Here is a 25,863-nt window from a genome sequence, read left to right on the forward strand (position 1 = left end):
GCTCCCGCGGACAGGCGAACGCAGCGATCGGCGCGAGGAAGCCCTCCCCGTGCGACCGCCAGGGTCTCCGGAGTGATCTCCGGAAGTTATCTTGAAGTCAAGATAAATACTACCACGGCGGACCGCATCCTTCTGACAGGTCGTCAGCTTGGGAGGGTGTGCCGCCGGACACGTTCTGGAGCGTCCGGCGGCCGATGCACGTCAGGCGCGCTCGAGGACCGTCACGGACTCCACGTGATGGGTGTGCGGGAACAGGTCGAACGCCCGCAGATCGACGACCTTCCATCCGGCCTTCTCGGCGACGGCCAGGTCGCGCGCGAGCGTGGACGGCTCGCAGGAGACGTAGACGATGCGCTGGCGCACCGTTCGGGCCAACAGCTCGATGAGCTCCGCACCCGCCCCGTTGCGCGGCGGATCCAGCACGACGACGTCCACGCCGCCGCGTCGGGCCCGTACCCAGTCCGCCACATCCGCCGTCGCGGTGGAGACCTGAGGGAGGTCCTCGAGGTTCTCCTGCGCGAGCTGGGAGGCCCGACGGTTCCCCTCGACCGTGACGACGGCTCCCTCGGAGCCCACCTGCTCCGCGGCGATCGCCGCGAACAGACCGACACCCCCGTAGAGGTCCCAGGCGCTGCCGCCGTGCGGAGCCTTCAGGACGCTCTGGACGACGTCGCTGAGCAGCTCAGCCGCCCGTCGGTGGCCCTGCCAGAAACCGGTCGCGCTGACAGAGAAGAGCCGCTCGCCGACGCGCTCGTGCACGAGACCGTCGCCGCGCAGCGGGACCAGGCCGCGCCCGGTGCGCACGGCCACGTCCGCGTCGCCCCAGGACTCGGGGATCTCGAGCGAGGCGGGGTCCAGATCGCGACCGACGAGCACGACCGAGACGGGGCCGGCCGAGGGCGCCACGGCGTCGACCGCCTCGGTGCCCTCGGGCGCGGTCCACTCCCCCAGCCGGAGATCGCGGATGCCCTGGGCGGCCAGCGGGTTCTCGCCGACGTCCCGGACCTCGTGGGAGCGCCAACCGCGCATGCCCACACGGCCCTCCTCGTCCACCGCGAAGCGCACACGGGTACGGGAGCCGAGCCCGTCCACGTCATGGGGAGCGGGCTCGACCTGGACCTGCTCGATCGGATAGCTGGTGACTCCGGCGCGGCGCAGCAGCTCCTGCATCACCTCGCTGGCGATGCGGCGCTGGGCGGGCAGGGCGATGTGAGCCCATTCGGCGCCGCCCACCCCGTCGACCGAGGCTTCCTGCCAGACGGTGGGGACCCGGTCCACGCCCGCCTCGAGCACGTCGACAGCCTCGGCGCGCCAGAAGCGCGCGTTGGCGTGCTGCTCAGGATCATCGACCAGTCGCGCGGTGACCGTCTCTCCCGGCGCACTGCCACGCACGAAGACCACTCGGCCCTCGTGGCGCGCGACGAAGGTGCCTCCGGCGGCGGGTGGTCCGACGGTGAGGGTCAGGTGACGTCCCCCGGCTGTGGGTGTGCTCGACACTCGTTCGGCCTCCGGGCTCATCGCTCCGCTCCCTCTTCGTCCACGGGTGGTCACGTCGTCGCGGACCACCGCTGTTCGCTCTGTGCTCGATCCGGTCGTGCTCTCCGGCCATGGCCGGGCCTGCTCAGGATCTCGTCGAGGACCAGTGTCTCACCAGGCGGACCGATTCGAGAATCGAGCACCGGCGAGGGGTGTCAACGGCCCTCTCGACGGGCCAGCAGAGACCGGTGCATGAGCCACACGAGGTAGGCGATGACCGCGAAGGCAGGCAGCCCCATCGCGAGCTTCGCCACACCGAGCGCGGCGACGTGACCGGTCAGCAGGAGCGGGACCTGCACCACCAGCTTCGCGAGATAGAGGCCCGCGAACAGCAGGGTGGCGCGGGTGTACACCCTGCGGGCCAGAGGATCGCTCGCCCAGTCCTCGACCCTCGGGTCCAGTGCTCCGACGAGCAGTCCGATCAGCGGTCTGCGTGCGATCAGCGACACGAGCAGCACCACGAGCGAGATCACGTTGATCGCGATACCGGGAGCGTAGAAGTCCGTGCCGTCACCGGAGCGGATCGCGAGCACCGCGCCGAGACCCACGCCGATCAACCCGCCGAGCACGGTCGCCGGGCTCTGACGCTGGATCAGTCGCGCGATGAAGAGCACGGCGACCACGACGACCGCGGCGACCGATGCCACGGGCACCGAGCGCGTGAGCACGAACAGCATGATGAACAGCAGGGTGGGAAGGACGGATTCGACGATGCCCCGTGGTCCGCCGATCGCGTCGCGCACGGAGAACTCGTCCCGCTGCAGCACGCCGCCGAGGCCGCTCCGACGGTCGGCTGCCTCCGCGGGGCCGGCCGTGGCCTCGCCCGCAGCGGGCCTCTCTCCGTCGCCGGCGCGGTGGCGCGGGCCCTCCGGGGGCGGGGTCGCGGCGCTCATCCGATCTCGGTGATCTCGGGGCCGCGAGCCAGCGGATCCAGCGGGCCCGCCTTGACCTGGCTCAGTCCGGGGCGCTGGCCGGGCAGGCCCAGCGGGATCAGCTCCTGGGGCGCCATCGCCTCGCCTCCGCGCACGACGACCAGGCGCGAGATCAGGGTCTCGAAGGTCTTCGCCTGCTCCTTGTCGCTCAGGGCCTTGCCGGTGAGGATGGCGCGCAGGAACCAGCGTCGACCGTCGATCCCGATGAATCGAGCCGGTCGATATCCGGTGCGGCCGTCCGTCCGCTTGACCGGCAGCCGCGTGATCAGCTCGGTCCCGAAAGCGCCGGGGCGGCTCTCCGCGGTCCCTCCCTGCTTGACGACCGAGTCGCGCAGCGAGGTGCGCACCTCTTCCCACAGTCCGCGGGACTTCGGAGCGGCGAAGGCCTGCACCTGGAGGGAGGACCCTCCGATCACCAGGTTCGCGCCCGTGACCGCACTGGTGCGCTGATCGACCTCCATGCGCAGCTCCATCCCGTCGATCGTCGGGACCTGCAGGCCCCCCAGATCGATCCGATCCTCCTCAGGCGCGTCGGCGACGTCGTACGGGCCGTCCTCGAGATGCTCGCCGCGGGGCGCGGGGTCCGCCTCGTCGGGCTCAGCAGTGTTCGCGGCATTCGCAGAGTCTCCAGCCCTCGTCGCGTCTGACGTGTCCGCTGCATCGGCGCCCTCGGCGTTCTCCGCCTCAGCGCCGTCGTCAGCCGGCTCAGCCAGTTCAGTCAGCTCGGCCTGCTCAGCCTGCTCAGCCTGCTCGGCCTGCTCAGTGTCAGCGGGCTCGGTCGTCGTGGAGTCGCGCGCGGATTCGGTGCGTCGTTTCTTCGAGCGGGAGAACAGTCCCATGGATCAACCCTCCGGGTTCTCGTCGGTGCCGGCCGTGGCCGGGGCGTGTCCGAAGCCACCGCTGGAGCCGAAGCCCGAGGCGGCGCGGTCGGTGGTGTCGAGGTCGTCGACCTGCTGGAGCACGGGCGCCAGGAACGGCACCACGACCAGCTGAGCGATGCGGTCGCCGGTCCGCAGCGCGAACGGTGCGTCGAGATCGGTGTTGTGCAGCGAGACCTTGATGTGCCCGCGATAGCCGGCGTCGACCACCCCGGGACCGTTCAGCACGGTCACACCGTGCTTCGCGGCGAGGCCGGAGCGGGGGCACACCAGACCCACGGTGCGCGCGGGCAGTGCGACGGCCATGCCGGTGTCCACCAGGGCACGGCCTCCGGCGGGGATCTCGACGTCCTCGGCGCTGGTCAGATCCAGGCCGGCATCGTCCGCGTGGGCGCGTTCGGGCATCGTCCCGCCCGGGGCCAGTCGGATCCTCAGCGGAGCGGCAGCGGTCGGGTCGGGGGCGCCGGCGGCGGCCGCGCTCAGGGTGTCAGGCTCTACAGGCATGGGCACAGGGTATGTGGTCCCGCCCGTGAGTACCCAGGACGTGCGTGAGATCATCGGAGCATGACCGCAGCGCCCGACCCTTCCGCATCCTCCTCCGTCGAGGGCGAGCCCTCACCCTCCGCGCGACCTGCCGCGGCACAGCAGCCGCTGTACCGGGAGCGCCTGCTCCCCGGCGTCGCGGGCTGGATCGTGACCGCGGTCCTCGGCTCGATCTTCGGCCTGGTGCTCGTGCCGTTGAACTTCACGCTCGCGCTGGTCGTCGGCGCCGTCTGCATCGTGGTCGCGATCGTGCTGGCTGTGCTGTACTCGCCCGTCGTGGAGGTCCGCGATGGGCGCTTCTCCCTGGGCCGCGCCCGTATCGACGTCTCGCTGCTCGGCGATCCGGCCCCGCTGACCGGCGAGGAGTGGTCCCTCACCATCGGCCAGGACTTCGAGCCGCTCGCCCACCACTGCATACGGGGCTGGGTCCATGCCGGCCTCCGCATCGAGGTGCTCGACGAGGAGGACCCGACCACCGCGTGGGTCACCTCCACCCGTCGCCCCCATGACCTCGCTCTCGCAGTGCGCAGTGCGCAGCAGCAGGTCGCAGCGCAGCAGCAGGGCTGAGCGCAGCAGCAGGCCTGAGCACCGGGCCCCGTCCGCCCCGACAGCAGAACGGCGCCGCATCCGGGAGGATGCGACGCCGTTCGGCGTGAAGCAGGCGGGACGCTCAGGCGGCCGCGCACTCCTTGCAGATGATGAGGGTCCCCTCGACGTGGTCGATCTGGCTGCGGTGCTTGACCAGGAAGCAGCTGGCGCAGGTGAACTCATCGGCCTGGCGGGGAAGCACCCGCACGGAGAGCTCCTCACCCGAGAGGTCGGCGCCGGGCAGCTCGTACGAGTCCGCAGCTTCCGCCTCATCCTCATCGACCGTCGGAGTCGCCGCCTCGTTCCGGCGACCCTTCAGCTCCTCGATCGAGTCATCGTTCGACTCGTCGTCGTTCTTGCGCGGGGCGTCGTAATCAGTGGCCATCTACGGTCCGTTCTCGTGTATCCGGGCGGTCATCCGACCTGGAGGCTTCTGCAGATCCAGCGTGTGAAGATCGCCTCGCCCCCTGCGGGCCGGTCCGGTTCCCAACGCTGAATGCGGCGGCATTATTGCAGAGGGGGCTGTGCTGAGCAACCAGTGTCGGTCGGGTCCCGGCAACACGCGGCGCGCGGGGCGTCGATGACCGGCACGGGGCAGTGCTAGGGGATATGGTCGCGGCCTAGACTTCTGCACGCCACCGAACGGGCTGCGACGGAGAGGACGACGATGCGAGAGCTCGAACTCGACGGGATCCATGACGACGGGGAGCATGTGATCCTGGTCGACTCCGACAGCGAGCGGTACACGCTGCGCATCGACAAGGCCCTGCGGGCCGCGGTGCGCACCGACCGCCCGGCGCTGGGCATGATCCAGGCCGCGGATGCCGCTCCGGTGCGGCCGCGAGAGATCCAGGCCATGCTGCGTTCCGGCCGCAGCGCCGAGGACATCGCCGAGGCGGCGGACATCCCGCTCGAGCATGTGCGCCGGTACGAGGGGCCCGTCCTCGCCGAGCGCGAGTGGACCGCCCAGCGCGCCCGCACGTTCCCGGTCGGTCGCGGTGGCCCTAGCCTCGACGAGGTCGTCGCCGAGCGCCTCGCCGCCCGCGAGGCCACCGAGGAGACCGCCTGGGACGCCTGGCGCCGCCCGGACAGCACCTGGACGCTCGAACTCACCTTCTCCGCCGCGAGCCGCACCCGTCAGGCGCACTGGGTGGCGGATCTCGACAATCGCTCGGTCGCACCGATCGACGACGAGGCCCGCTGGATCAGCGACGAGGACGCACCGCCGGAGCCGACCCGCGGCCGTGCCCGTCTGCAGGCCGTCAAGAGCTCGGTGTACGACCTCGAGGCCGATGGCTCGTTCGACGAGCAGGCCGGTCCGCGCCGCGGCCGGGCCCCCCGGCCGGGCGAGAGGCCCGTCTCCGGGAATCGCCCCTCGGCCCTCGACGACAGCGAGCTCGATGCGCTCAACGCCCGCCGCGGGATGCGCTCGGTGCCGCAGCCGGTCGACGACTCCGCGACCGTCTGGACCACGCTCGACGCCGAAGATCCGGCGCCCACGAGCGCCCTCTCCCCCGAGTCCCCGTCGGCAGGGCACTTAGACGCTTCTGATCCGTCGGATCCCGAGCCCCTGGAGTCGTCGCTGTCCTCACTGTCGTCCCCGCTCGTGGACTCGGACGGCGACATCAAGGGCATCAGGGACATCAAGGACAACTCCGCCGGAGACGGCGGGCAGCCCGCAGGCGCCGGCGCCTCGGACGCTCGTGACCGCGAGGCGCACCTGGAGCATTCCAGCGCCGCGGAGGACGCCGAGGCGGAGCCGGCGACGTCGGACGCCGACGGATCGGCCCCCTTCGCGGCCCTGTCCGAGGAGTCCGAGAGCTCCTCCGTTGCCGAGGCCCCCTCTGCACCGGCGACGGACCTGCAGTATCAGGACACCGTCGACCTCACTCCGCTGCCCGGTTTCTCGGGCAGCTCCCCCGACTCCGCTGCGGAGCCCGGGGCGTCTCCGGCCGACGGCTCGGCCTCCTCGAGCTCCGGCGGATCGGAGAAGCCGACGAAGTCGCGCAGCAAGCGGGCGTCCATGCCCAGCTGGGACGAGATCGTCTTCGGCTCGAAGCACGAGTGACGTCGCTCTCAGCGTCGCCGGTCAGCCGGCTCCGGCCGGCGGCCGATCTCGCGCTGCCCGCGTCGGGCCGGCGCTGACTCGTTCGGTCACGGCCGACCGGGACGACGGCGCCACCCGGCAGGGCAGGGTCCGACAGCGCGACCCGGCACCACGTAACCCGGCAGGGCGGGGCCCGACGACGCGACCTGGCACCAACCCGGCACGGCCCCGCACGGCGCGGCAGGCGCCCGGTCAGACGGTGGTCAGAGGGTGACGCGCACCAGGGGGACGATGCTCTCGGCCTTGGTGAGCGAACCGTGCACCCCCACCATCGAGCGGGCGGACGGCGGACGCTGCGAGAAGTCGTCCACGGTCCATCGATCGCGACCGAGCACGAGCACGTCGGGCAGGCGCGCCTCGACCCGTTCGCTGAGGGCAGTGCCGGCCGGCGCCAGCAGCCCCACCTCGAGCATCTCGTCGCGCCTCAGGACCATAGCCCGCGGCCCCATGAGATCGCGCAGCCCGCTCGCGAGTTCCTCGGCCGCCCCCTGGCCCTCGACGGCGCGCAGCGCGAGCGCCCGGGCCTCCCCCGCGATCGAGGACGCCAGCCGCTGCAGGTGCGGATGATCGGCGAGATCCACCGTCATGCCGGGCGAGGTGTCGACCATGCCGTGATCCGCCGTGAGGTGGATCCGGGTCCCCCGCGGCAGGCGACGCAGCAGGGTGCCGACGAGGGCATCGACGTCGGCGAGAGCGGCACGCCACTGGTCGCTGTCGATCCCGTAGCGGTGCCCGGCGTGGTCGACGTCGTCGACGTGGAGATGGACGAGACCGTCGGGCCCGGCCCGATGCAGCGCGGTGCGCACCGCCTCGACGCGATCGCCCCGCCCGTGACCGAGGAAGTCCCATCCTCGGTAGGCGACCCTGCTGAGGTGGGAGCGGGCGTGCTTGGCTGGGGCGACCTGCACGGCACGTCGCGTCCCCCGCTCGACCGGGGTCTCCTCGGGCATCCACGCCTCGGGGTCCACGGTGCTGTCACCGGTGATCTGGTTCAGCGGGCGACCGCTGCTCGGATCATGGGTGAGATAGCCGAGCACGCCGTGCACCAGCGGCGGGAGGCCGGTGTGGAGGGAGACCATCGCCGCGGCGGTGGTCGACGGGGAGACCGTGCGCACGCGGGTGGTGCGGTCCTCCAGCCCGCGCAGGGTCGGGGTGAGTGCGCGGTGCCGGGCGAGCAGTCCTGCCCCGACGCCGTCCAGCAGCACCACGACGTCCCGGCCGGGGCGGGGGTCGGTGGCGAGGGGTCCGATGATGTCGAGCAGGCCGGGGCGGGCGCCGTCGGCGAAGGGCGGCGGCAACAGGTCCTCCGGCCAGGCGACCGACACGGGCTGAGCCGGACGGGCCAGACGTGTCGGCGGGGTCGGAGGCGTCAGACCGGTCGGCGGGTTCGGATCCATGGGCGGGCCGATCAGGACTCGATCGCGTCGATCGCGTCGACGAGCTCGGCGTGGAAGCGCAGGGCGGTGGTGACGGCCTCGTCGCCGTCTGCCAGGGCACTCACTCGCAGAGCGAGATCCGAGGGCGCGAGCGTGCCGGTGTAGCCGTGGTCGATCTGGCAGTTCGGGTCCTCGCAGACGGCACGCTCGAGGTCCACGCGTCGGCTCCCGTTCCAGGTGATGCCCAGTGTGATCTCCGCTTCGCGACCCGGCACGATCTGTCCATCGGTGTCGAAGACCTGGGAGAGCCCCGTGGAGATGATCCGACGCAGCGCGACCCGCTCGGTGGTGGAGACGACCTGGCTCGGGTTCAGGGCATCCGCCGGGTCGTCATCGAGGTGCGTGACCAGGAGGTGCGTCGCGGTCAGCACGACGACCGTCAGGTGTCGGCGCACCTCGGGGCCGTCGAAGGTGGTCTCCGGGCGGATCAGGTGCGCCAGGGGACGCGCCCCGTGCAACGAGAGCTGCACGCTCTGGGCAGCCGTCTGCGGGAAGTACCCCGCGGTCTCGAGTTCCGCGAGCAGATCAGCGGGTAGAGCTGTGGTCATCGCCCCATTGTCCCACGGGTCCCCCGGAAGGCGGTCACGACTCCGGGGGCACGGACAGCGCTCGACGGGAGCCGTCGGTGCGGTTCGGTGCCGGGCACAGCCGTGCCGATGCGCTGACCACGCAGACTCCGTCCTGTGCCACGGTCACCGGGTAGAGCTCGAGCCGCGCGAGCTCGGGAACGTCCTCGGCGAGCAGCCCCACCCGCACCACGAGGTCCGCCAGGGCTGCCTGATCAGCCGGCGGGAGCCCCCCGCCGCCGCGCAGCTTGACCGCGCTGGCGGGACTGGCCACGAGTCGGCCGGCACCGTCCTCGCTGAACGGCGGGATGGCGTAGGCGATGTCGTCGAGCAGCTCGGTCGCGTCCCCGGCGACGGAGAGCGAGACGACGGGCCCCAGCGAAGGATCCTCGACGCTGCGCACCACCATGGGGACGCCCGGCGGGGCCATCGCCTGGACCTCGAGCGGCGCGGTGGAGAAGGAGAGATCCCGACGCATCCCGGCGACCGCCTGGCGCAGCTGCGCCCCGTCGGAGATCTCCAACCGCACACCGCCGAGGTCGGGCCGGTGGCGCAGGATGCTGTCGGTGCTCTTCAGAGCGACCGGGTAGCCGAGCTCCTCGGCCCGCAGGACCGCTTCGTCGGCGTCATGGATCGTCCAGGCCGGGAGCATCGTGATGCCGTAGGCACCCAGCAGGTCGGCGACCTCCTGATCGGTCAGCTGGCGCGTGCCGTCCTCGGTGCCGCCCACGATCCCGTCCACGAGACCTCGCGCGGCCTCATGGTCCACGTCCTCTCGCACGGCCGGATCGTCGTCGTCGGCCGCCGGGCGCAGGGTGGCCGCGAGCATCCCGGCCCCGGCGCGCACCGCACCGTAGGGGGTCGCGTGGACCGGTGGCAGCTCAGGGTCCTCGCGCACGGCCTTCTGCACCTGCGCGAATCGCTCGGTGTCGGTGATCAGGCAGATCAGCAGCACGACCTCGGAATGGCGGGCCACGGTCGCCATCTGGCGGATCACCTCGACGGGATCGCCGGTGAGCGGATCGAGCATCCCCGCGATCACGAGGTCGACCTCGCCGAGCGCCGCCATGGAGGTGAAGGCGCGCTGCATCAGCCGCGGATCCGCCGCGAGGGGGACGCTGCGGTTGTCGGCCGTGACGTCGAGTCCCGCGTAGTCGGTCGCGCCGCGCAGCGAGGCGCCGAGCGCAGGGGTGTTCGAGAGCAGCCCCACGCGGGCACCGGGCGGCAGCCCCTGCCGGCCGATGGCGTCGGTGATGTCCAGGAGATGATCGACCCCGGTGGCCTGGACCACGCCGGCCGAGCCGAGCACCTGGTCCAGAGCGCGTCGCGGCAGCGTCGACCGGCGCACGTCGTGCCCGGGAGGCGCGTCGGTGCCGACGCCGGGCGGCCGCAGCACGATCAGGGGAGTCCTCCGGGTGAGCCGCCGGGCCAAGCGCGTGAACTTGCGCGGGTTGCCCATCGATTCGAGGGCGAGCGCGATCACGCCCACCGCTTCGTCGTCCTCCCAGTGCTGGAGGGTGTCGTTGAGGGAGACGTCCGCACGGTTGCCCACACCGACGAACTCGTGCAGTCCGATCCCCCGGGAGTCGGTGCCGGCCAGCAGCATCGCCGAGAGCGCGCTGGACTGACCGGCGAGGGCGACCGGTCCGGGTCGGGGCATCTTCGGGGCCATCGACAGGCTGATCGCCTCCGGGCCCGTGCGCAGGAAGCCCAGCGATCCGGGGCCCAGCAGGCGCATCCCGTGGCGTCGGGTGCGGGCCACGAGATCACGCTGCAGCCGGCGACCGTGCTCGGTCTCCGTGAACCCCTCCGTCGGGATCACGACACCGCGCACCCCGATCGCAGCGCACTCCTCGATCGCCTCGAGGCACGCGTGCGGACGCAGGGCGATCACGGCGAGGTCGACTGTGCCGGGGACGTCCTGGATCCGTGCATGGGTGGGATGTCCGCGCAGCTCGAAGGCATCGCGGGAGACGACGTGGATCGCCCCTGAGTATCCCGAGCGCTCGAGAGCGGTGAGGAAGCGCCCGCCCGCCGAATCAGCCCTCGAGGAGACACCGATCAGGAGCACCGACTCGGGATGCAGGAGGCGCTCCATGGCGCGCGACTCGGCGCGGTGCTCCCGCTCGGCCATGACGGCGAGCGAGCGCTTGGTGGGATCGATGCGGAAGGAGACCATGACGACGCCGTCATCCATCATGCGGTCGACGTCGAAGCCGGCATCGGTGAAGACGTTGATCATCTTCGCGTTCTGCGGGAGGACCTCGGCGGTGAAGACGCTGATCCCTCGCTCCCGCGCGGCGGCCGCAAGGTGTTCGAGCAGCACGGAGGCGAGCCCGGTCCCCTGGCGGGCGTCGGACACGTTGAAGGCGACCTCGGCGGCGTGCGCATCGGTCCGGTCGTACCGCCCCACCGCGATGATCTTCTCGCCGACGAGCACGACGAACGCGACCCGGTCGTGATGATCGACGTGGGTGAACCGTTCCAGGTCCCGTCGGGAGAGTCGAGGCATCGCCGCGAAGAAGCGCAGATACCTCGAATGCTCGGACTGACGCTGGTGGAAGTCCTGGAGGGCGTCGGCATCGCTGGGGAGGATCGGGCGCAGGTGGGCTGCGGACCCGTCACGCAGGCCGATGTCGGCCTCCCAGTGGTCCGGGTACGCGGGAGTGCTCGACGAGCCGGCATCGGCGGAGGCCCGGCGTCGCAGCGGGTTGACGGGCTCACGCCGGGCTTCGCGACTGTCGGACATGCTCGGATCCTATCGTCGTCCGGTGTGGGATAGACGGGATTCACGTCCCGGACCAGGCCTGGTTCCCGGAATCGTGGCCGGTCATGCGCCATGATGTCCCTCATGGCCCGATCACGAAGCACCCAGCCGCCCGCGGGGGACGAGGAGATCGACGAGACGATCGTCGACATCGACGTCACCAGCGAGATGGAGTCGTCGTTCCTCGAATACGCGTACTCCGTGATCTATTCGCGAGCGCTGCCGGACGCCCGTGACGGACTGAAGCCGGTCCAGCGCCGCATCCTGTACATGATGGCCGAGATGGGCCTGCGCCCCGACCGTGGGCACGTGAAGAGCCAGCGCGTGGTCGGCGAGGTGATGGGCAAGCTCCACCCCCACGGCGACTCCGCGATCTACGACGCCCTCGTGCGCATGGCGCAGAGCTTCAACATGCGCATGCCGCTCGTGGACGGCCACGGCAATTTCGGCTCCCTCGACAACGGGCCGGCCGCACCGCGCTACACCGAGGCGCGGCCCGCCAAGGCCGCACCGCTGATGACGGACTCGCTGGACGAGGACGTCGTGGACATGGTGCCCAACTACGACAATCAGCTCCTCCAGCCCGAGGTGCTCCCGGCGCAGTACCCGAACCTTCTGGTCAACGGCGCCTCCGGCATCGCTGTCGGCATGGCCACGAACATGGCCCCGCACAACCTCGTGGAGACCATCGCCGCGGCGCGCCACCTGATCGAGCATCCGGACGCCGATCTCGAGGCCCTCATGCGCTTCGTGCCCGGGCCCGATCTGCCCACCGGTGGGCGGATCGTCGGCCTGGACGGTATCCGCGACGCGTATCGCACCGGCCGCGGCTCCTTCAAGATCCGCGCCACCACGCGCGTCGAGAACATCACCTCGCGACGCAAGGGCATCGTCGTCACCGAGCTCCCCTACCAGGTGGGTCCCGAGAAGGTCGCCGAGAAGCTGCGCGACGCGGTGCAGTCCAAGAAGGTCCAGGGCATCACGGACTATCAGGACCTCACGGACCGCCACCACGGCCTCCGCCTGGTGCTGGCGGTCAAATCGGGCTACGACCCCGAGGCGGTGCTGAACCAGCTGTACCGGTACACGCCGTTGGAAGAATCGTTCGGCATCAACAACGTCGCCCTGGTCGAGGGGCAGCCGCGCACGCTGGGCCTGAAGCAGATGCTCGAGGTGTTCGTCGACCACCGGCTGAAGGTGGTGCGGCGCCGCACCGAGCACCGGCTGGGCAAGCGCAAGGCCCGCCTGCACCTGGTCGAGGGCATGCTGCTGGCCATCGTCGACATCGACGAGGTCATCCAGATCATCCGCACCAGCGATGACGCGGAGTCGGCCCGTACTCGCCTGATGGGGGTCTTCGACCTCTCCCAGCTGCAGGCCGAGTACATCCTCGAGCTGCGTCTGCGCCGCCTCACGAAGTTCTCCCAGATCGATCTCGAGGCCGAGCGAGACGAGCTGCGTCGCGAGATCGAGGAGCTCGAGGAGATCCTCGGCTCCGACGCCGTGCTGCGCGCACTGGTCTCCGAGGAGCTCGCCACGGTCGCCGCAGAGCACGGCGACTCCCGGCGCACCGTCCTGCTCGAAGCCGCGGACCAGCCGGTCGCGAAGGCCGGTGGATCTCTCGAGGTCCCCGATGAGCCCTGCCACGTGCTCCTGACCGGCACCTCGCTGGTGGCACGGGTGGCCGGGGAGGCGGAGCTGCTGCGCGAAGGGCCCCGCGCCTCGCACGACGTGATCGTCTCCGACGTGCTGACCAGCACCCGCTCGACGGTCGGCGTCGTCACCGACCAGGGTCGTGTGCTGCATCTGTCGGTCGTGGAGCTGCCCTCGCTCGCCCCGACCGCCGGCGCGCCCTCGCTCGCCGGCGGCACGCGCCTGCGCGATCTGCTCGACCTGGAGCGCGATGAGCGTCCCCTCGGGCTGATCCGCCTCGGGGAGGACGATCTGGCGCGCGGCGGCGCGATCGCCCTCGGCACGCGTCACGGCGTCGTCAAGCGCGTCCAGCTGGACTTCCCCCGCTCCGACGGCTTCGAGATCATCGCGCTGAAGGACGGCGACACCGTCGTGGGCGTGGTCGACCTGGAAGAGGACACCGACCTGGACCTGGTCTTCGTCACGTCCGAGGCGCAGCTGCTGCACTTCCCCGCCTCCGGTGTGCGCCCCCAGGGCCGCGGTGCCGGCGGCGTCGCCGGGATCAAGCTCCCCGAGGACTCGCACGTGGTCTTCTTCGGAGCCATCGACGTGACCGCCGCCGCGGACGTCGTGACGGTCTCGGGCACCTCGGGGACCCTGCCGCTGCTGCAGACGGGATCGCTCAAGGTATCGCCGCTGACCGAGTTCCCCGCGAAGGGTCGCGCGACGGCCGGTATGCGCTGCCATCGCTTCCTGCGCGGCGAGGACGCCCTCATCGGTGCCTGGGTGGTCCCCCATCCCGCCCGGGCCTCCTCCGAGGCGGGCCAGCCGATCGATCTTCCCGAACCCACCGGACGACGCGACGGCTCCGGCACGCCGGTCGCCGTGCCGATCGCCGCGATCAGCTGATCGGGCCCGGCCGACGACCCCATGATCCCCAGCGAGCGGGCTCCCGTCTCCGGCAGGGCGCAGTCTCGCCGGCGGCTCCGGACGACCGAGCCGATCCGTGCCGAGAGCACGAGTCTCGCGCTGGGTGCCGCCGGTGCCGTCGTCGGCCTCGTGGTCGGTCTGGTCCTCCTGCGCGGGACCGCGCCCTTGTCCGGGCCCGGCTCCATCGGGCAGATCGCGGCACTCTCCACCTTGGCCGTGTCCGGCCTGGTCGCAGCGTGTTCGCTGGCAGTCCTGGCCCCGCGACGCCATCCGTGGATGCGTGCGCTGCCATGGTGGCGACGCGCCCTGGCGGTCCTCGGCCCGGCCCTGGTCTACGCGGTCCTCGCTTTCCTGCTGACCGGTGCCATGTTCGCCGTGCTGCAGCAGGCCTTCCTCGGGGTGGCGCTGGATCGCTTCGCGAGCACGTTCTGGGTGAGCGCGAGCACGGGCGCCTGGGCGTATGTAGTCGGCGCCGGTGCGGCCGCTCTCGACGGTCGGTCGCTCGCGACGCTCCTGATGGTCTTCCTGACGGTCGGGGTGCTGTCCGCCGCGATGCTGAGTCCTGACCCCTATTGGTGGGAGCGGTTCTTCTCCGAGCTCGGAGCGGGCTCCGACCAGGCAGGGCTCACCTTCAACCTCACCCTGCTCGTGACCGGGCTGGCCTTCATCGCGGTCGGAGACTTCCTGGCGCACGATCTCGGGCTCTGGGCGCGCGAGACCGGTGAACCGTTCTGGAAGGTGCGGGTCGTCCACGCGACCCTGGTGGTGCTCGGAGCCCACCTCGCACTGGTGGCGCTGATCTCCCTGAACGTCAGCAAGTACTGGCACAACGTCGTCGCCGAGACGCTCGTCGTGGTCTTCGGACTCGCTCTCCTCCTCTTCCCGGAACTGCTGCGCAGACTGCCCGGCGGCCTGCTGCTCTTCACCGGGATCGCGTTCGGGATCCTCGTGATGCTCATCGTGATGTTCGATGTGGTCGGGTACCTGAACATGACGGCCTTCGAGATGGGCGCGGCGGTGACCGTGTACGTGTGGCTCCTGCTGCTGATCCGCACCGTCTCCGCCGCTGGGGACAGCACCCGGGCGCTTGCCGAGGCGACGCTGCACGACCAGGGCCCCGACCTGGCGCGGTGACCCGGGCCGACGGCAACTGGGTGCCACCCTTCGCACTCGCCTGCCCGCCCCGTGGGACGATGAGCATCATGAACATCGCGAGCACTGCCACGTCCGCCGCTCTCCCCCGCGGGGTCCGTCTCGATCAGGATCACGGGGCCGACGCCGTGTTCGTCGAGACCTCCGCCGCGCGGGCGGTGCTCCACCTCGACGGAGCGCATCTCACCAGCTGGGTCCCCTCCGGGGAGTCCGATCTGCTGTGGCTGAGCCCCGAGTCGGAGTTCGGCCATGGCGCGGCGATCCGCGGCGGCATCCCGCTGATCGGCCCGTGGTTCGGGCCGGGCCGTGACGGCACCCGGAGCGTCAAGCACGGCTGGCTGCGCACATCGCGCTGGGACCTGATCTCCGCGCACCCGGACGGGGACGACATCGTGCTCGAGCTGACGAGTACGAAGGACACCGCCACGCTCACCGCGACCGCCGTGTTCCGCATCGGCGCCGAGCTCTCCGTGGATCTGACCCTCACCGCCGGCGAGGAGGCGCTCGAGCTCGAGGCCGCTCTGCACACCTACCTCGCCGTGGGTGACGTGCGCCGGATCGCGATCGAGGGTCTGGAGAACGCGGAGTACCTCGACAACACCCGGGGGCTCGCACCGGATGTCCTCGGCGACGAGCCGCTGCGTCTGACCGGCTCCACCGACCGGATCGTCGATGCGCACGGCGAGGTGACCATCGTCGACGAGACCGCCTCCCGACGGCTGGTGTCCACTCCGCGGGGCACCGCGAAGACGGTCGTCTGGAACCCGTGGGACGAGCTCGTCACCGGCATGGCGGACCTCCCGGACTCCTCGTGGCCCGAGTTCGTGTGCGTCGAGCCCGCCGTCGCGAAGGACCGCTTCGTGTCCCTGGCGCCCGGGGCCTCCCACACCCTCGGCGTCACCTACCGCATCGAGCACTGAGCCGCGCGTGAGCTGCTGAGCTCGCGGTCCTCCGACACGGACCCGGCCATGCCCCCGCACGGGGCAGGGTCGGGTCCTTCGTCGTCCACCCTCCTGGTCCTCGTCGCCCGTCGCCCGTCGCCCGCGAGTAATTCACTTGTCTCCACAGCCGGAGGAGTGGTCGACTGTCCGTATGGAGATGCACACCACCCCGAATCCGGCCCAGATGACCCTGGGCCCGTTCGACGCTGCTGCATCCCTTCTCCGGCGACACGGATCCTCCGTGCCAGTGCGAGCGGCCGGTGGAGGCCGCAGCACCGCCGACAGGGCCTCATAGACCAGGGCCTCATGGCCCCGCCCCGACGCCGGGCCACCGTTCCCGCGTCCTGACGCGTCGCGGCACGCTGCTGACGCTCCCCTCATGACGTCTTCTCGATGCTCATCGAGCGCATCGTGACGCCCATTTCTCCCACCAGGCCTCGTTGTCCCGGCACGCCTCGCACGGCCGCGCCAGGACGTCATGGCGAACTCTCGACTTCACCCTTCTCAGGAGCCCCACCATGTCCGTTCGGACACCCCTCAACACCTCTTCCACCTCGACCGACTCCGTCGCGACGACCGCTGCCCGGGCCCGACGAGACACGCAGCCCCCACGGCCGCCGACCCCTCCCCCGCAGCGTCCCGCTGCAGCCGCTGCGATGGACACGGCGACGCCGGAGGCTTCCGGCCGGCGCGACGCCGTCCGTCGGCGCGCGATCCGGCAGGCCCGCCGGCAGGAGGCCGCCGCGCAGGCGGTGCGCGATCAGGAGCGTCTCTTCCTCAGAGCGCTCGTGACCTCCCGGCTCCCCCTGCGGTGAGCCGGTCCGCACTGCTCCGCCCGAGTGCTGCGCTACGTCCATCGCCCATCGCCCATCGCCCATGCCCGATGCCCCGGCCCCTGCGGGCCGGGGCATCGACGCATGGTGAGGGCCGATCGTCGGCCGGACGGTCCGGCGAGGCGATACGACATCATGAGGCGTGAGGAATGAGGTCAGCGTGCGGTCAGCTCCACGAGGACGAGCTCACGCGGATTGTTGACCCGCACCCCCGCGATGCTGTTGCCGAGTCCGCGGCTGATCACCATGGTGGTGCCGTCCCGCGGGTGCACGCCTTCGGTGAGCACGGGGAGCAGTCCCTGGTGCGGGGCGTACACGCCGCCGATGCCGGGCACGCGCACCTGCCCACCGTGCGCATGGCCAGAGAGCACCAGATCCACGCCGACGCCGGTGTAGTCCCCCAGCAGCTCCGGACGATGCGCGAGCAGCACCGTGGTCGCCGCCTCCGGCAGTTCCATGGCGCGAAGGAGTTCGCGCGGGGAAGACGCCTTTCGGTCGGTGGAGGCAGCAACGCGAGGATCGTCGAGGCCGACGAGCGTGAGCGGTATGCCGGCGACCTCCACGGTCACCGCTTCGTCGCGCAGGATCACGACACCGAGCGCCTCGAGCTCGCGAAGGAGGCCGCGTGCAGGTCCGAGACCTGGGCGATGCTCAGCCCCTCCGCTTCAGGTGGCAGCTGGTCGATCGGGACGTCGTAGCCGGTGATGTCCAGCCGGCGGTTGTCCCAGAGCAGCCATCCCCCGCCGAGGAGGGCGACCAGCAGCCCTGCGAGCGCCCCGGTCGCAGCCCATCGCGCTCGGGGCCGCCGGGAGACGACGGACGGCGGGGCGACCGAGAGCGGTGCGCTCACCGCACCGTGATGCCGTCAGCCGCCATCGACCGCTTCACCTCGGCGATGGTCATCTTCTGGAAGTGGAACACGCTCGCGGCGAGCAGGGCGTCCGCCCCGGCGTGCACCGCGGGGGCGAAGTGCTCAGGCTGCCCGGCGCCTCCGGAGGCGATCAGCGGCAGGGTCGTCGCCGCCCGGGCCAGACGGATCAGTTCGAGATCGAAGCCCTGCTCGGTGCCGTCGGCATCCATCGAGTTCAGCAGGATCTCGCCGGCGCCCCGCTCGGTCACCTCGCGGATCCACTCGATCGCATCGATGCCGGTGCCACGACGGCCGCCGTGCGTGGTCACCTCGAAGCCCGAACCGCTGCGTGCTGTGCCCTCCGGGGTCTCGTCCGTGACCCGCCGCGCATCGATCGACAGCACCAGCACCTGATTGCCGAAACGGCGGGAGATCTCGCTGATGACCTCGGGCCGGGCGATCGCGGCGGTGTTGACACCGCACTTGTCGGCGCCGGCCCGCAGGAGCTGGTCGACGTCGTCCGCCGAGCGCACACCGCCGCCGACGGTGAGCGGGATGAACAGCTGCTCGGCAGCGGCCCGCACCACATCGATCATCGTGTCGCGTCCACCCGAGGACGCGGTGACGTCGAGGAAGGTGAGCTCATCAGCACCCTCTGCGCCGTACCGGGCGGCGAGCTCCACCGGGTCACCCGCATCACGGAGGTTCTGGAAGTTGACGCCCTTGACGACGCGGCCGGCATCGACGTCCAGGCAGGGGATCACACGGACGGCGACACTCATGCGTCGATCCTCTCCAGGTCGAGTTCTTCGGCTCCTTCGATGAGGAACTGCTTGCGGGGTGCCACCTCGGAGCCCATGAGGAGCTCGAACACGGCAGTGGCCGCTTCGGCATCCTCGATGCGCACCCGTCGCAGTGTCCGGTGGCCGGGGTCCATCGTGGTGTCGGCCAGCTGATCGGCGTCCATCTCCCCCAGGCCCTTGTAGCGCTGGATCGGCTCCTTGTACTTCTTGCCGCGGCGCTCGAGGTTCTTCAGGAGCTTGTTCAGCTCTGCCTCGGAGTAGGTGTACACGAGTTCGTTCTTCTTCTTGCCCCCGTGGATGATCTCCACGCGGTGCAGAGGCGGCACAGCGGCATACACCCGGCCAGCCTCGACCAGCGGGCGCATGTAGCGATGGAACAGCGTCAGCAGCAGCGTGCGGATGTGGGCCCCGTCGACATCCGCGTCGGTCATCATGATGATCTTGCCGTAGCGGGCCGCGTCGAGATCGAAGGTACGACCCGAGCCGGCGCCGATCACCTGGATGATCGTGGCGCACTCCGTGTTCTTCAGCATGTCCGTGATGGACGCCTTCTGCACGTTGAGGATCTTCCCGCGGATGGGCAGCAGCGCCTGGAACTCCGAGGAGCGGGCGTTCTTCGCAGTGCCCAGCGCGCTATCGCCCTCGACGATGAACAGTTCGGAGCGGTCCACATCGTGCGTGCGGCAGTCCGCGAGCTTCGTGGGCATGGTCGAGGACTCCAGCGCGTTCTTGCGGCGGGAGACCTCCTTGTGCATGCGCGCCGCGATGCGGGCGCGCATCTCGGAGACTACCTTGTCGATGACCAGGGCGGCCTGCTCCTTCTCGCCCTTCTTCGCGGAGACCAGGAATTCGGTCAGACGCTGCTCGACGACCTTGCCGACGATCGCACGGATCGCCGGGGTGCCGAGGACCTCCTTGGTCTGGCCTTCGAACTGCGGCTCGTCGATGCGCACGCTCACCACGGCGGTCAGACCCGCGAGCGTGTCGTCCTTCTCGATCTTCTCGTTCTTGGCGTTGAACTTCACTCGGCGCGCCTGGTTCTCGACCTGCTTGCGCAAGGTCTTGACCAGGGCCTGCTCGAAACCGGTGACGTGGGTCCCGCCCTTGGGGGTCGCGACGATGTTCACGAAGGATCGCATCGTCGAGTCGTAGTCGGAGCCCCAGCGCAGGGCGATGTCGACCTCGCAGGTGCGGTCCACGTCCGTCGAGACCATGTGACCGTTCTTGTCGAGCACCGGGATCGTCTCGGTGTACGCACCGGTTCCCTGCAGGCGGATGACGTCGGTGATCCGCTGGTCCTGGGCGAGGTACTCGACGAACTCGCTGATCCCGCCGTCGTACTTGTAGGTGCTCGTGGCCGGCAGGTCAGGGTTCGCCTCGGGGCGATGATCCGTGACGGAGATCTGCAGGCCGGGCACGAGGAACGCCGTCTGCCGGGCGCGCCGGTTCAGGTCGTCCAGCGAGAAGTGGGAGCCCTTGATGAAGATCTGCGGGTCGGCCCAGTAACGCACCCGGGTTCCCGAGACGCCGCGCTTGACCTTGCCGATCGTCCGCAGAGCATCCGGGCCCGCTGCGGGGGAGAACGGCGACGTCGGGTCCGGTCCCTCGGTGTCCTCGAAGACGCCCGGTTGGCCGCGCCGGAAGCTCATCGCATAGGTCTTGCCCGCACGGTCCACCTCGACATCGAGGCGACCGGACAGCGCGTTCACCACGCTCGCACCCACGCCGTGGAGACCGCCCGAGGCCGCATAGGAGCCGCCGCCGAACTTCCCGCCCGCGTGGAGCTTCGTGTAGACGACCTCGACGCCGGTCAGACCGGTGCGGGGCTCGACGTCCACCGGGACGCCACGGCCGGTGTCGCGGACCTCGACGGAGGCGTCGGGATGCAGGATCACGGCGATGGAGTCGCCGTGGCCGCCCAGGGCCTCGTCGACCGAGTTGTCGAGGATCTCCCACAGGCAATGCATGAGACCGCGGGAGTCCGTCGAGCCGATGTACATGCCAGGACGCTTGCGCACTGCCTCCAGGCCCTCGAGGACCTGGAGGTTGCGCGCGTCGTAGGCGGCTGTCTTCGAAGCGGAGGAAGAGGGGGTCACACCGTGGATCCTACGGGTCGTACGCCCCGGATCGCCGCATTGCGGCTCCGCTCACAGAGTCGTTGCGCCCCCAGCGAACCAGCGGCCGCAGCACTGCCCTCCTGGCCGATCCGATGCTAGAAAAGACCTATGAACATGACTTTGGAAGCCCCCCGGCTCACCGCGCACGACCGCTGCGACCGCTGTGGTGCCCAGGCGTACGTGAAGGTACTCCTGTCGGCAGGCGGCGAACTGATGTTCTGCGCACACCATGCTCGCGCTCACGAGGACGCCCTCAAGGACATCGCCTCCGAGGTCATCGACGAGACCGAGCGCCTCCACGCGAAGCCTGAGCCCGTCGACGACTGACACGGAGGGACGGCCCCGCGACGGGCCGATGCCTCTGCCCCGTTGACCCCTGCCGTCCGTGAGGACCGCGATCGGGGCCGTGGACACGTAGACGATGAGAGGGCACCCACCAGCTGGTGGGTGCCCTCTCTTTGTCGTGCGCTCGGCAACCGCGACGGCGACGGCGCCGGGACCCTGGGGTCACCGGCGCCGTCGGAGAAGTCCTGCGGGGTCGTTCCTCAGTCGAGGTAGTCCCGGAGCACCTGCGAGCGCGAGGGATGGCGCAGCTTCGACATCGTCTTCGACTCGATCTGACGGATCCGCTCACGCGTGACTCCGTAGACCTTGCCGATCTCGTCGAGCGTCTTGGGCTGTCCGTCCTCGAGGCCGAAGCGCATGGAGACCACGCCTGCCTCACGCTCGGAGAGCGTGTCCAGCACCGAGTGCAGCTGTTCCTGGAGCAGCGTGAAGCTCACGGCATCGGCCGGGACGACGGCCTCGGAGTCCTCGATGAGGTCGCCGAACTCGCTGTCGCCGTCCTCACCCAGCGGGGTGTGCAGGGAGATGGGCTCGCGGCCGTACTTCTGGACCTCGACGACCTTCTCCGGGGTCATGTCGAGCTCCTTGGCGAGCTCCTCCGGGGTGGGCTCGCGGCCCAGGTCCTGAAGCATCTGGCGCTGCACGCGCGCGAGCTTGTTGATGACCTCGACCATGTGCACGGGGATGCGGATGGTGCGGGCCTGGTCGGCCATGGCGCGCGTGATCGCCTGACGGATCCACCAGGTCGCGTACGTCGAGAACTTGTAGCCCTTGGCGTAGTCGAACTTCTCCACAGCGCGGATCAGGCCGAGGTTCCCCTCCTGGATGAGATCCAGGAAGAGCATGCCACGCCCGGTGTAGCGCTTGGCGAGGGAGACGACCAGACGGAGGTTGGCCTCGAGCAGGTGATCCTTCGCTGCACGGCCGTCCTCGGCGACCATGCCGAGCTCGCGCCCGGCCTTGGTCTTGACGATCGACTCGTCGCGCTTGAGCTTCTGCTCGGCGTACAGGCCCGCCTCGATGCGCTCGGCGAGCTCGACCTCCTGGGCCGCGTTCAGCAGCGCGACCTTGCCGATCTGCTTGAGGTAGTCCTTGACCGGATCAGCGGTCGCGCCGGCAGTGACGACCTGCTGGGCAGGGGCGTCGTCCTCGGCGGCGTTGAAGACGAAGCCGCCGGAGGCCTCGACCTTGGCGTCGGTCTCCGAGGTCTCCTTCTTGGTCTCCGTCTCCTCGGTCTCCTCCTCGATGTCCTCCGCCGTGTCCTTGGACGCGGCGGTGGCCTTGGAGGCCTTCGCCGTGGAGGTCTTCTTCGCCGGCGCCTTGCGCGCGGCGGTCTTCTTCGCGGGGGGGGTCTTCTTGGTCGTGGTTCCGGCGGTCTTCGCGGACGTGCTCTTCGCGGTCGACGCGGAACGCTTCGAGGTCGCGTCCGCCGTGGACTCGGCCGCCTCAGCGGTCGTGTCGTCGGCGGTCTCGGCGGTCTTGGAGGAGGTCACAGAGTTCCTTCTTCCGGCGGCGCCCCTGGGGGCGAGCCGCCACACTCGGGCGATCAGTCATCTCGGCGGGGCCAGCGGATCCTGCGCGCGGCCGGCGAACCGGTGGGTCTCGGTTTCATGGCGCACGAAGGCACGGTGCCGTCAAGCCTCATGAGTATAACGTCCTGCGCGTGCAGTTATTCCCAGGCCCGGTTTCCCCGGGGAGTCGGCGGCTCCGGCGCGTGGCTGCGGACCCTCTCGGCCCCCTGCATGTGCCGGATCCGGCGTGCTGGATCGGCCCCCGGCCGGGGCCGCGGCGCGCGTCCTCAGGCCGCGGCGCGCGTCCTCAGGCCGCGGCGCGCAGTCCGTCCTTCACGGCGAGCACCGGACAGGGAGCACCGAGGACGACCCGGCGTGCGGCATTGCCGAGGTTGAGCTTGCCGATGGGTGACTTCCTGCGCAGCCCGATCACGAGCAGCGACGCGGAGACCTCGTCGATGACGGCCAGCAGGAACTCGCCGATGTCCGTCATCGAACGGCGGTGGAGCGTCACGTCGAGCCCCTCGACGTCCGCCTCGGCGAGCGCGGAGCGGACGTCCTCCTCCGAGGGTGCGGCGAGACCGTCGTCGGCCTCCCCGAACTCGTAGTAGGCGACGGCCAGCCCCTCCCGGGAACGACGCGCGGACCTCACAGCGGCCTGCAGTGCTGCCCTGCCCTGTTCAGACGGCGTGTATGCCACGACGATGGTCATGCGCCTGCTCCTTCTCGGGACGATTCTCGCAACATCCCTCCCGGGACGTCGGCTCATCCGGCCAGCTTAGCGACCGAGCAGGCCGCGGATCCACTCGTCGAGATCGGGATGGGCGAGCAGGAACGCGTCGTGACCGATCACGGAGTGCGCGACGCGCCAGTCCGAGTGCGGTATGTGCGTGGCCATCTCCTCGACCAGGACTGGCGGGAACAGTCGATCTGTGTCGATCGCGACGACGAGGGTCCGGGCTCGGACCCGTTCCAGGGCCGCCGCCGTTCCCCCGCGTCCGCGACCCACGTCGTGCGTGTTCATCGAGTGCGCCAGGAGCAGATAGGAGTTCGCGTCGAATCGCCGTGAGAGCTTCCCGGCATGGTGTTCGAGATAGCTCGTGATCTGGTGGCGGCCCGCGCCGTCGAACGGGTCCTCGTCGGCCTGGGGCCGGTTGCCGAACCTGTCCTCGAGCTCATCGGCGGTGCGATAGGTCGTGTGGGCGATGCGCCGGGCGATGCCCAGACCGTGCTGAGGGCCACGACCGCCGGGGACGTCGTAGTAGTCGCCGCCCCGGAACTCGGGGTCCATACGGATCGCCGCGCTCTGGGCGGTGTTCCAGGCGATCTGGTCGGCGGTCGCCCGCGCCGAGCTCGCGATGACCGCGAGCCTCTCGACCTCCGAGGGATAGGACGCGGCCCACTCGACCGCGCGCATGCCGCCCATCGAGCCGCCGACCACGAGCGCCCAGCGCTGGATCGACAGGGCGTCGCGCAGCCGACGTTCCGCCTCGACCTGATCACGCACGGTCAGCAGGGGGAACCGCGAGCCCCAGTGCCGTCCGTCCGGGGCGATGGAGCTCGGCCCCGTGCTGCCCTGACACCCTCCGAGGATGTTCGGGGCGATCACGTAGTAGCGATCGGTGTCGATCGGGCACCCCGGGCCGACCATCTGCTCCCACCATCCGGGGCTGGCGTGGGCCCTGCTCGCCGGCCCGCGGAGGTGCGAGTCGCCCGTCAGGGCATGGAGCACCAGGATCGCGTTGCCACCATCGGGGTCAAGGGTCCCCCAGGTCTCGTAGGCCATGGTCACGTCCTGGAGCACGGCCCCGCTCTCGAGCTCCACGTCGCCGATGTCGAGGAACCGGCGGTCTCCCACGCCGTGCTCGGGGAGCCAGGCCCCGGTGGTCGCGGTCGTGGTGGTCGCCGTCGTGGCGCCCGCACCTCCCTCGACGATCCCGCTCCGCGGTGTCGCAGCCGCGCCGTCCTCGCTCATGGCAGCCTGCGTCGATGCGAAGTCCGTCGTGGCTGTGGTCGACGCAGCAGCCGACACTCTCCGTCCCAGAGCTCCGAGAACGGTCATCGGCGGCTCCTCCTCCCTGCATTCCCGCCCGGCAGGCGACAGCGGTCCTGGGGTCAGGTGCTGGGCCACCAGGCCGGAAAGATCGGCGTGTCGGTCATACGTGCCAGCAAGGGTGCCAGAGACGACTCCGGTTCACGCTCCCAGAGCTCATCGACGAAGCAGCCACCGGTGGAGAAGCGGTGATTCCACCAGGAGAGGATCACCAGCATCGCGGTGAGACCGCGCCACGCCTCACGGGCGATGCCGCGCTGCGCGATCGGCAGCTCCGTCATGGCACCACGCGCGATCTCGCGGAGCGTGCTGAGCGCTTCATACCAGCTCCCACCTGCACAGACGTCCTCATGTGGGCGCCAAGAACCGTCGCGCACGAGCAGCTGCAGGAGCTCCTCGCGGTCGATCGTGGCGGCGTTCCCGAGATCCACGCACTGCGCCAGCAGTTCCCAATGGAGGCGGTCCACCGCGACCGCGGACAGCAGCGAGGCGACCCGTTCACAGTCCGTCACGAAGCCGGGCGCCTCCGGACCTCGGGAGGACGCCTGCAAGCGTCCCAGTGCGCCACGGGCCTCGGCGAAGAGGGTGCCGGGATCGCAGCGCGCAGCGAGCCCGGTGCGCTCCAGGCGCAGGGAGCGGGGCACCGCTTCGAGTCGACCGACGGCAGCGCGACGGTCGCCCTGCAGCGGTACGAGGCGCCCGGTGTACACCTCCCCCGCCGCTGCGCGGGTCTCGGCGAAGTCGCGAAGGGGTCGTGGCGGTGAGACGAGGATCCTCTCCCCGTCCCCGTCCGGTGATCCCAGCAGCACACGGCGGCCCTCGCTGTTGCCCACCACCCAGACGGCGTCGAGGGGGAACGGGTCGGGCAGGAGGCTCGATGCGGTCAGCAGGAGTCGGGAGGCGGACAGGATCGTGATGTCCTCCACCAGGTCCGGGGCGATCTCCTCGTACCCGTCCCCGAGCACGAGCATGGCCGCACCGCGTGTCATGCCCTTGTCCAGCAGCATGCCCAGGAGCGTTTGCAGGTGGGTCATGCGGTCGTCGGCGAAGAGATCCGACAGGCTCGAGGTCGTCACGACGGGAACGACCTCGTGACCGCCGTGGCCCCCGTAGCCCCCGTGGCCCCCGTGGCCCCCGTGGCCCAGGAGGATCAGGCAGTCGGTGGGCGCCTGCTTCAGGCTGATGCGCGTCTCGGCGAGGAACTCCGAGGGGTCGTCGGTGTGCAGGACCCGGCGTCCGGACCCTGCCGAAGGGATGCTGGATGAGGTGTTGGTCGACATGCACCGACCTTCGTGCCCCGTGCACGTGCCGAACAGTGCCGGACCCGGAGTGGGGACCGGCAC

General features: G+C 70.5%; 22 protein-coding genes. 6 read left to right on the top strand and 16 right to left on the bottom strand.

The window, feature by feature from the left end:
* Window positions 1-201: 201 nt before the first annotated feature.
* The 4 genes from CIK81_RS01700 to dut all read right to left on the bottom strand — a co-directional run bounded on the left by CIK81_RS01700 (window position 202) and on the right by dut (window position 3,850).
* On the bottom strand, window positions 202-1,518 hold the full coding sequence (locus tag CIK81_RS01700; RefSeq protein WP_096164418.1) for a class I SAM-dependent RNA methyltransferase: 1,317 nt from the start codon (window positions 1,516-1,518) through the stop codon (window positions 202-204).
* Between the two features lie 173 nt (window positions 1,519-1,691).
* Window positions 1,692-2,429: a DUF3159 domain-containing protein gene (locus CIK81_RS01705; RefSeq protein WP_096196803.1), complete on the bottom strand. Its 738-nt coding sequence runs from the start codon at window positions 2,427-2,429 to the stop codon at window positions 1,692-1,694.
* Window positions 2,426-3,307 carry a DUF3710 domain-containing protein gene (locus CIK81_RS01710; protein WP_241963875.1) on the bottom strand — a complete coding sequence of 294 codons (882 nt, stop codon included), beginning with the start codon at window positions 3,305-3,307 and terminating at the stop codon, window positions 2,426-2,428. The genes CIK81_RS01705 and CIK81_RS01710 overlap by 4 nt, the downstream gene beginning before the upstream one ends.
* A 3-nt stretch (window positions 3,308-3,310) precedes the next feature.
* Window positions 3,311-3,850 carry a dUTP diphosphatase gene (dut, locus tag CIK81_RS01715; RefSeq protein WP_114307266.1) on the bottom strand — a complete coding sequence of 180 codons (540 nt, stop codon included), beginning with the start codon at window positions 3,848-3,850 and terminating at the stop codon, window positions 3,311-3,313.
* A gap of 60 nt (window positions 3,851-3,910) precedes the next feature.
* Between dut and CIK81_RS01720 the strand changes: the two genes are divergently transcribed.
* Window positions 3,911-4,456: a DUF3093 domain-containing protein gene (locus CIK81_RS01720; protein WP_096164416.1), complete on the top strand. Its 546-nt coding sequence runs from the start codon at window positions 3,911-3,913 to the stop codon at window positions 4,454-4,456.
* 103 nt (window positions 4,457-4,559) lie between these two features.
* On the opposite strand, the gene CIK81_RS01725 is transcribed toward CIK81_RS01720, so the two are convergent.
* Complete coding sequence (locus CIK81_RS01725; protein WP_010550618.1) at window positions 4,560-4,862, bottom strand: DUF4193 domain-containing protein; 303 nt, start codon at window positions 4,860-4,862, stop codon at window positions 4,560-4,562.
* A gap of 282 nt (window positions 4,863-5,144) precedes the next feature.
* On the opposite strand from CIK81_RS01725, the gene sepH reads away from it, so the two are divergent.
* Window positions 5,145-6,545 (top strand): septation protein SepH, encoded by a 1,401-nt coding sequence (sepH, locus tag CIK81_RS01730; protein ID WP_096196804.1) that lies wholly within the window; start codon window positions 5,145-5,147, stop codon window positions 6,543-6,545.
* Between the two features lie 242 nt (window positions 6,546-6,787).
* Here sepH and CIK81_RS01735 read toward each other — a convergent pair whose 3' ends face one another.
* The 3 genes from CIK81_RS01735 to CIK81_RS01745 form a co-directional block, all read right to left on the bottom strand.
* Window positions 6,788-7,909 carry an alkaline phosphatase family protein gene (locus tag CIK81_RS01735; protein ID WP_241963876.1) on the bottom strand — a complete coding sequence of 374 codons (1,122 nt, stop codon included), beginning with the start codon at window positions 7,907-7,909 and terminating at the stop codon, window positions 6,788-6,790.
* Window positions 7,910-7,992: 83 nt separating this feature from the next.
* Complete coding sequence (locus CIK81_RS01740) at window positions 7,993-8,568, bottom strand: DUF5998 family protein (RefSeq protein WP_096164413.1); 576 nt, start codon at window positions 8,566-8,568, stop codon at window positions 7,993-7,995.
* A gap of 34 nt (window positions 8,569-8,602) precedes the next feature.
* Complete coding sequence (locus CIK81_RS01745) at window positions 8,603-11,335, bottom strand: GNAT family N-acetyltransferase (RefSeq protein ID WP_114305944.1); 2,733 nt, start codon at window positions 11,333-11,335, stop codon at window positions 8,603-8,605.
* 102 nt (window positions 11,336-11,437) lie between these two features.
* Here CIK81_RS01745 and CIK81_RS01750 point away from each other — a divergent pair, with 102 nt between their 5' ends.
* The 3 genes from CIK81_RS01750 to CIK81_RS01760 are packed head-to-tail and all read left to right on the top strand — an operon-like array spanning window position 11,438 to window position 15,987.
* Window positions 11,438-13,894, top strand: a complete 2,457-nt coding sequence (locus CIK81_RS01750; protein ID WP_158541877.1) for a DNA topoisomerase (ATP-hydrolyzing) subunit A — start codon at window positions 11,438-11,440, stop codon at window positions 13,892-13,894.
* Between the two features lie 21 nt (window positions 13,895-13,915).
* Complete coding sequence (locus CIK81_RS01755; RefSeq protein ID WP_114355300.1) at window positions 13,916-15,049, top strand: DUF998 domain-containing protein; 1,134 nt, start codon at window positions 13,916-13,918, stop codon at window positions 15,047-15,049.
* Window positions 15,050-15,108: 59 nt separating this feature from the next.
* Window positions 15,109-15,987: a D-hexose-6-phosphate mutarotase gene (locus CIK81_RS01760; RefSeq protein ID WP_114355326.1), complete on the top strand. Its 879-nt coding sequence runs from the start codon at window positions 15,109-15,111 to the stop codon at window positions 15,985-15,987.
* Between the two features lie 1,009 nt (window positions 15,988-16,996).
* Here CIK81_RS01760 and CIK81_RS18300 read toward each other — a convergent pair.
* The 4 genes from CIK81_RS18300 to CIK81_RS01780 are packed head-to-tail and all read right to left on the bottom strand — an operon-like array spanning window position 16,997 to window position 20,590.
* Window positions 16,997-17,431, bottom strand: coding sequence for a metallophosphoesterase (locus tag CIK81_RS18300; protein ID WP_199586230.1), 435 nt, complete (start codon window positions 17,429-17,431; stop codon window positions 16,997-16,999).
* Entirely contained in the window at window positions 17,428-17,691 is a 264-nt protein-coding gene (locus CIK81_RS18305) for a hypothetical protein (RefSeq protein WP_199586232.1), read from the bottom strand. The genes CIK81_RS18300 and CIK81_RS18305 overlap by 4 nt, the downstream gene beginning before the upstream one ends.
* Window positions 17,688-18,473 carry an imidazole glycerol phosphate synthase subunit HisF gene (gene hisF, locus CIK81_RS01775; RefSeq protein ID WP_096164407.1) on the bottom strand — a complete coding sequence of 262 codons (786 nt, stop codon included), beginning with the start codon at window positions 18,471-18,473 and terminating at the stop codon, window positions 17,688-17,690. The genes CIK81_RS18305 and hisF overlap by 4 nt, the downstream gene beginning before the upstream one ends.
* On the bottom strand, window positions 18,470-20,590 hold the full coding sequence (locus CIK81_RS01780) for a type IIA DNA topoisomerase subunit B (RefSeq protein ID WP_114355302.1): 2,121 nt from the start codon (window positions 20,588-20,590) through the stop codon (window positions 18,470-18,472). The genes hisF and CIK81_RS01780 overlap by 4 nt, the downstream gene beginning before the upstream one ends.
* A gap of 129 nt (window positions 20,591-20,719) precedes the next feature.
* On the opposite strand from CIK81_RS01780, the gene CIK81_RS01785 reads away from it, so the two are divergent.
* Window positions 20,720-20,938 carry a hypothetical protein gene (locus CIK81_RS01785; protein WP_096164405.1) on the top strand — a complete coding sequence of 73 codons (219 nt, stop codon included), beginning with the start codon at window positions 20,720-20,722 and terminating at the stop codon, window positions 20,936-20,938.
* A gap of 218 nt (window positions 20,939-21,156) precedes the next feature.
* Here CIK81_RS01785 and CIK81_RS01790 read toward each other — a convergent pair whose 3' ends face one another.
* From CIK81_RS01790 to CIK81_RS01805, 4 genes are all read right to left on the bottom strand, one after another.
* A complete protein-coding gene (locus CIK81_RS01790; protein WP_096164404.1) occupies window positions 21,157-22,449 on the bottom strand; it encodes an RNA polymerase sigma factor in 1,293 nt (430 codons plus the stop codon).
* Between the two features lie 325 nt (window positions 22,450-22,774).
* Window positions 22,775-23,179 carry a universal stress protein gene (locus tag CIK81_RS01795; RefSeq protein WP_096164403.1) on the bottom strand — a complete coding sequence of 135 codons (405 nt, stop codon included), beginning with the start codon at window positions 23,177-23,179 and terminating at the stop codon, window positions 22,775-22,777.
* A 66-nt stretch (window positions 23,180-23,245) separates the two neighbouring features.
* Window positions 23,246-24,442, bottom strand: a complete 1,197-nt coding sequence (locus CIK81_RS01800) for a homoserine O-acetyltransferase (RefSeq protein ID WP_096164435.1) — start codon at window positions 24,440-24,442, stop codon at window positions 23,246-23,248.
* Window positions 24,443-24,582: 140 nt separating this feature from the next.
* Window positions 24,583-25,800: a hypothetical protein gene (locus tag CIK81_RS01805; RefSeq protein WP_096164402.1), complete on the bottom strand. Its 1,218-nt coding sequence runs from the start codon at window positions 25,798-25,800 to the stop codon at window positions 24,583-24,585.
* Between the last annotated feature and the right edge of the window lie 63 nt (window positions 25,801-25,863).

Origin of the sequence: Brachybacterium sp. JB7 (assembly GCF_003335205.1) — a bacterium.
In the GTDB taxonomy this organism is placed as follows: Bacteria; Actinomycetota; Actinomycetes; order Actinomycetales; family Dermabacteraceae; genus Brachybacterium; species Brachybacterium alimentarium.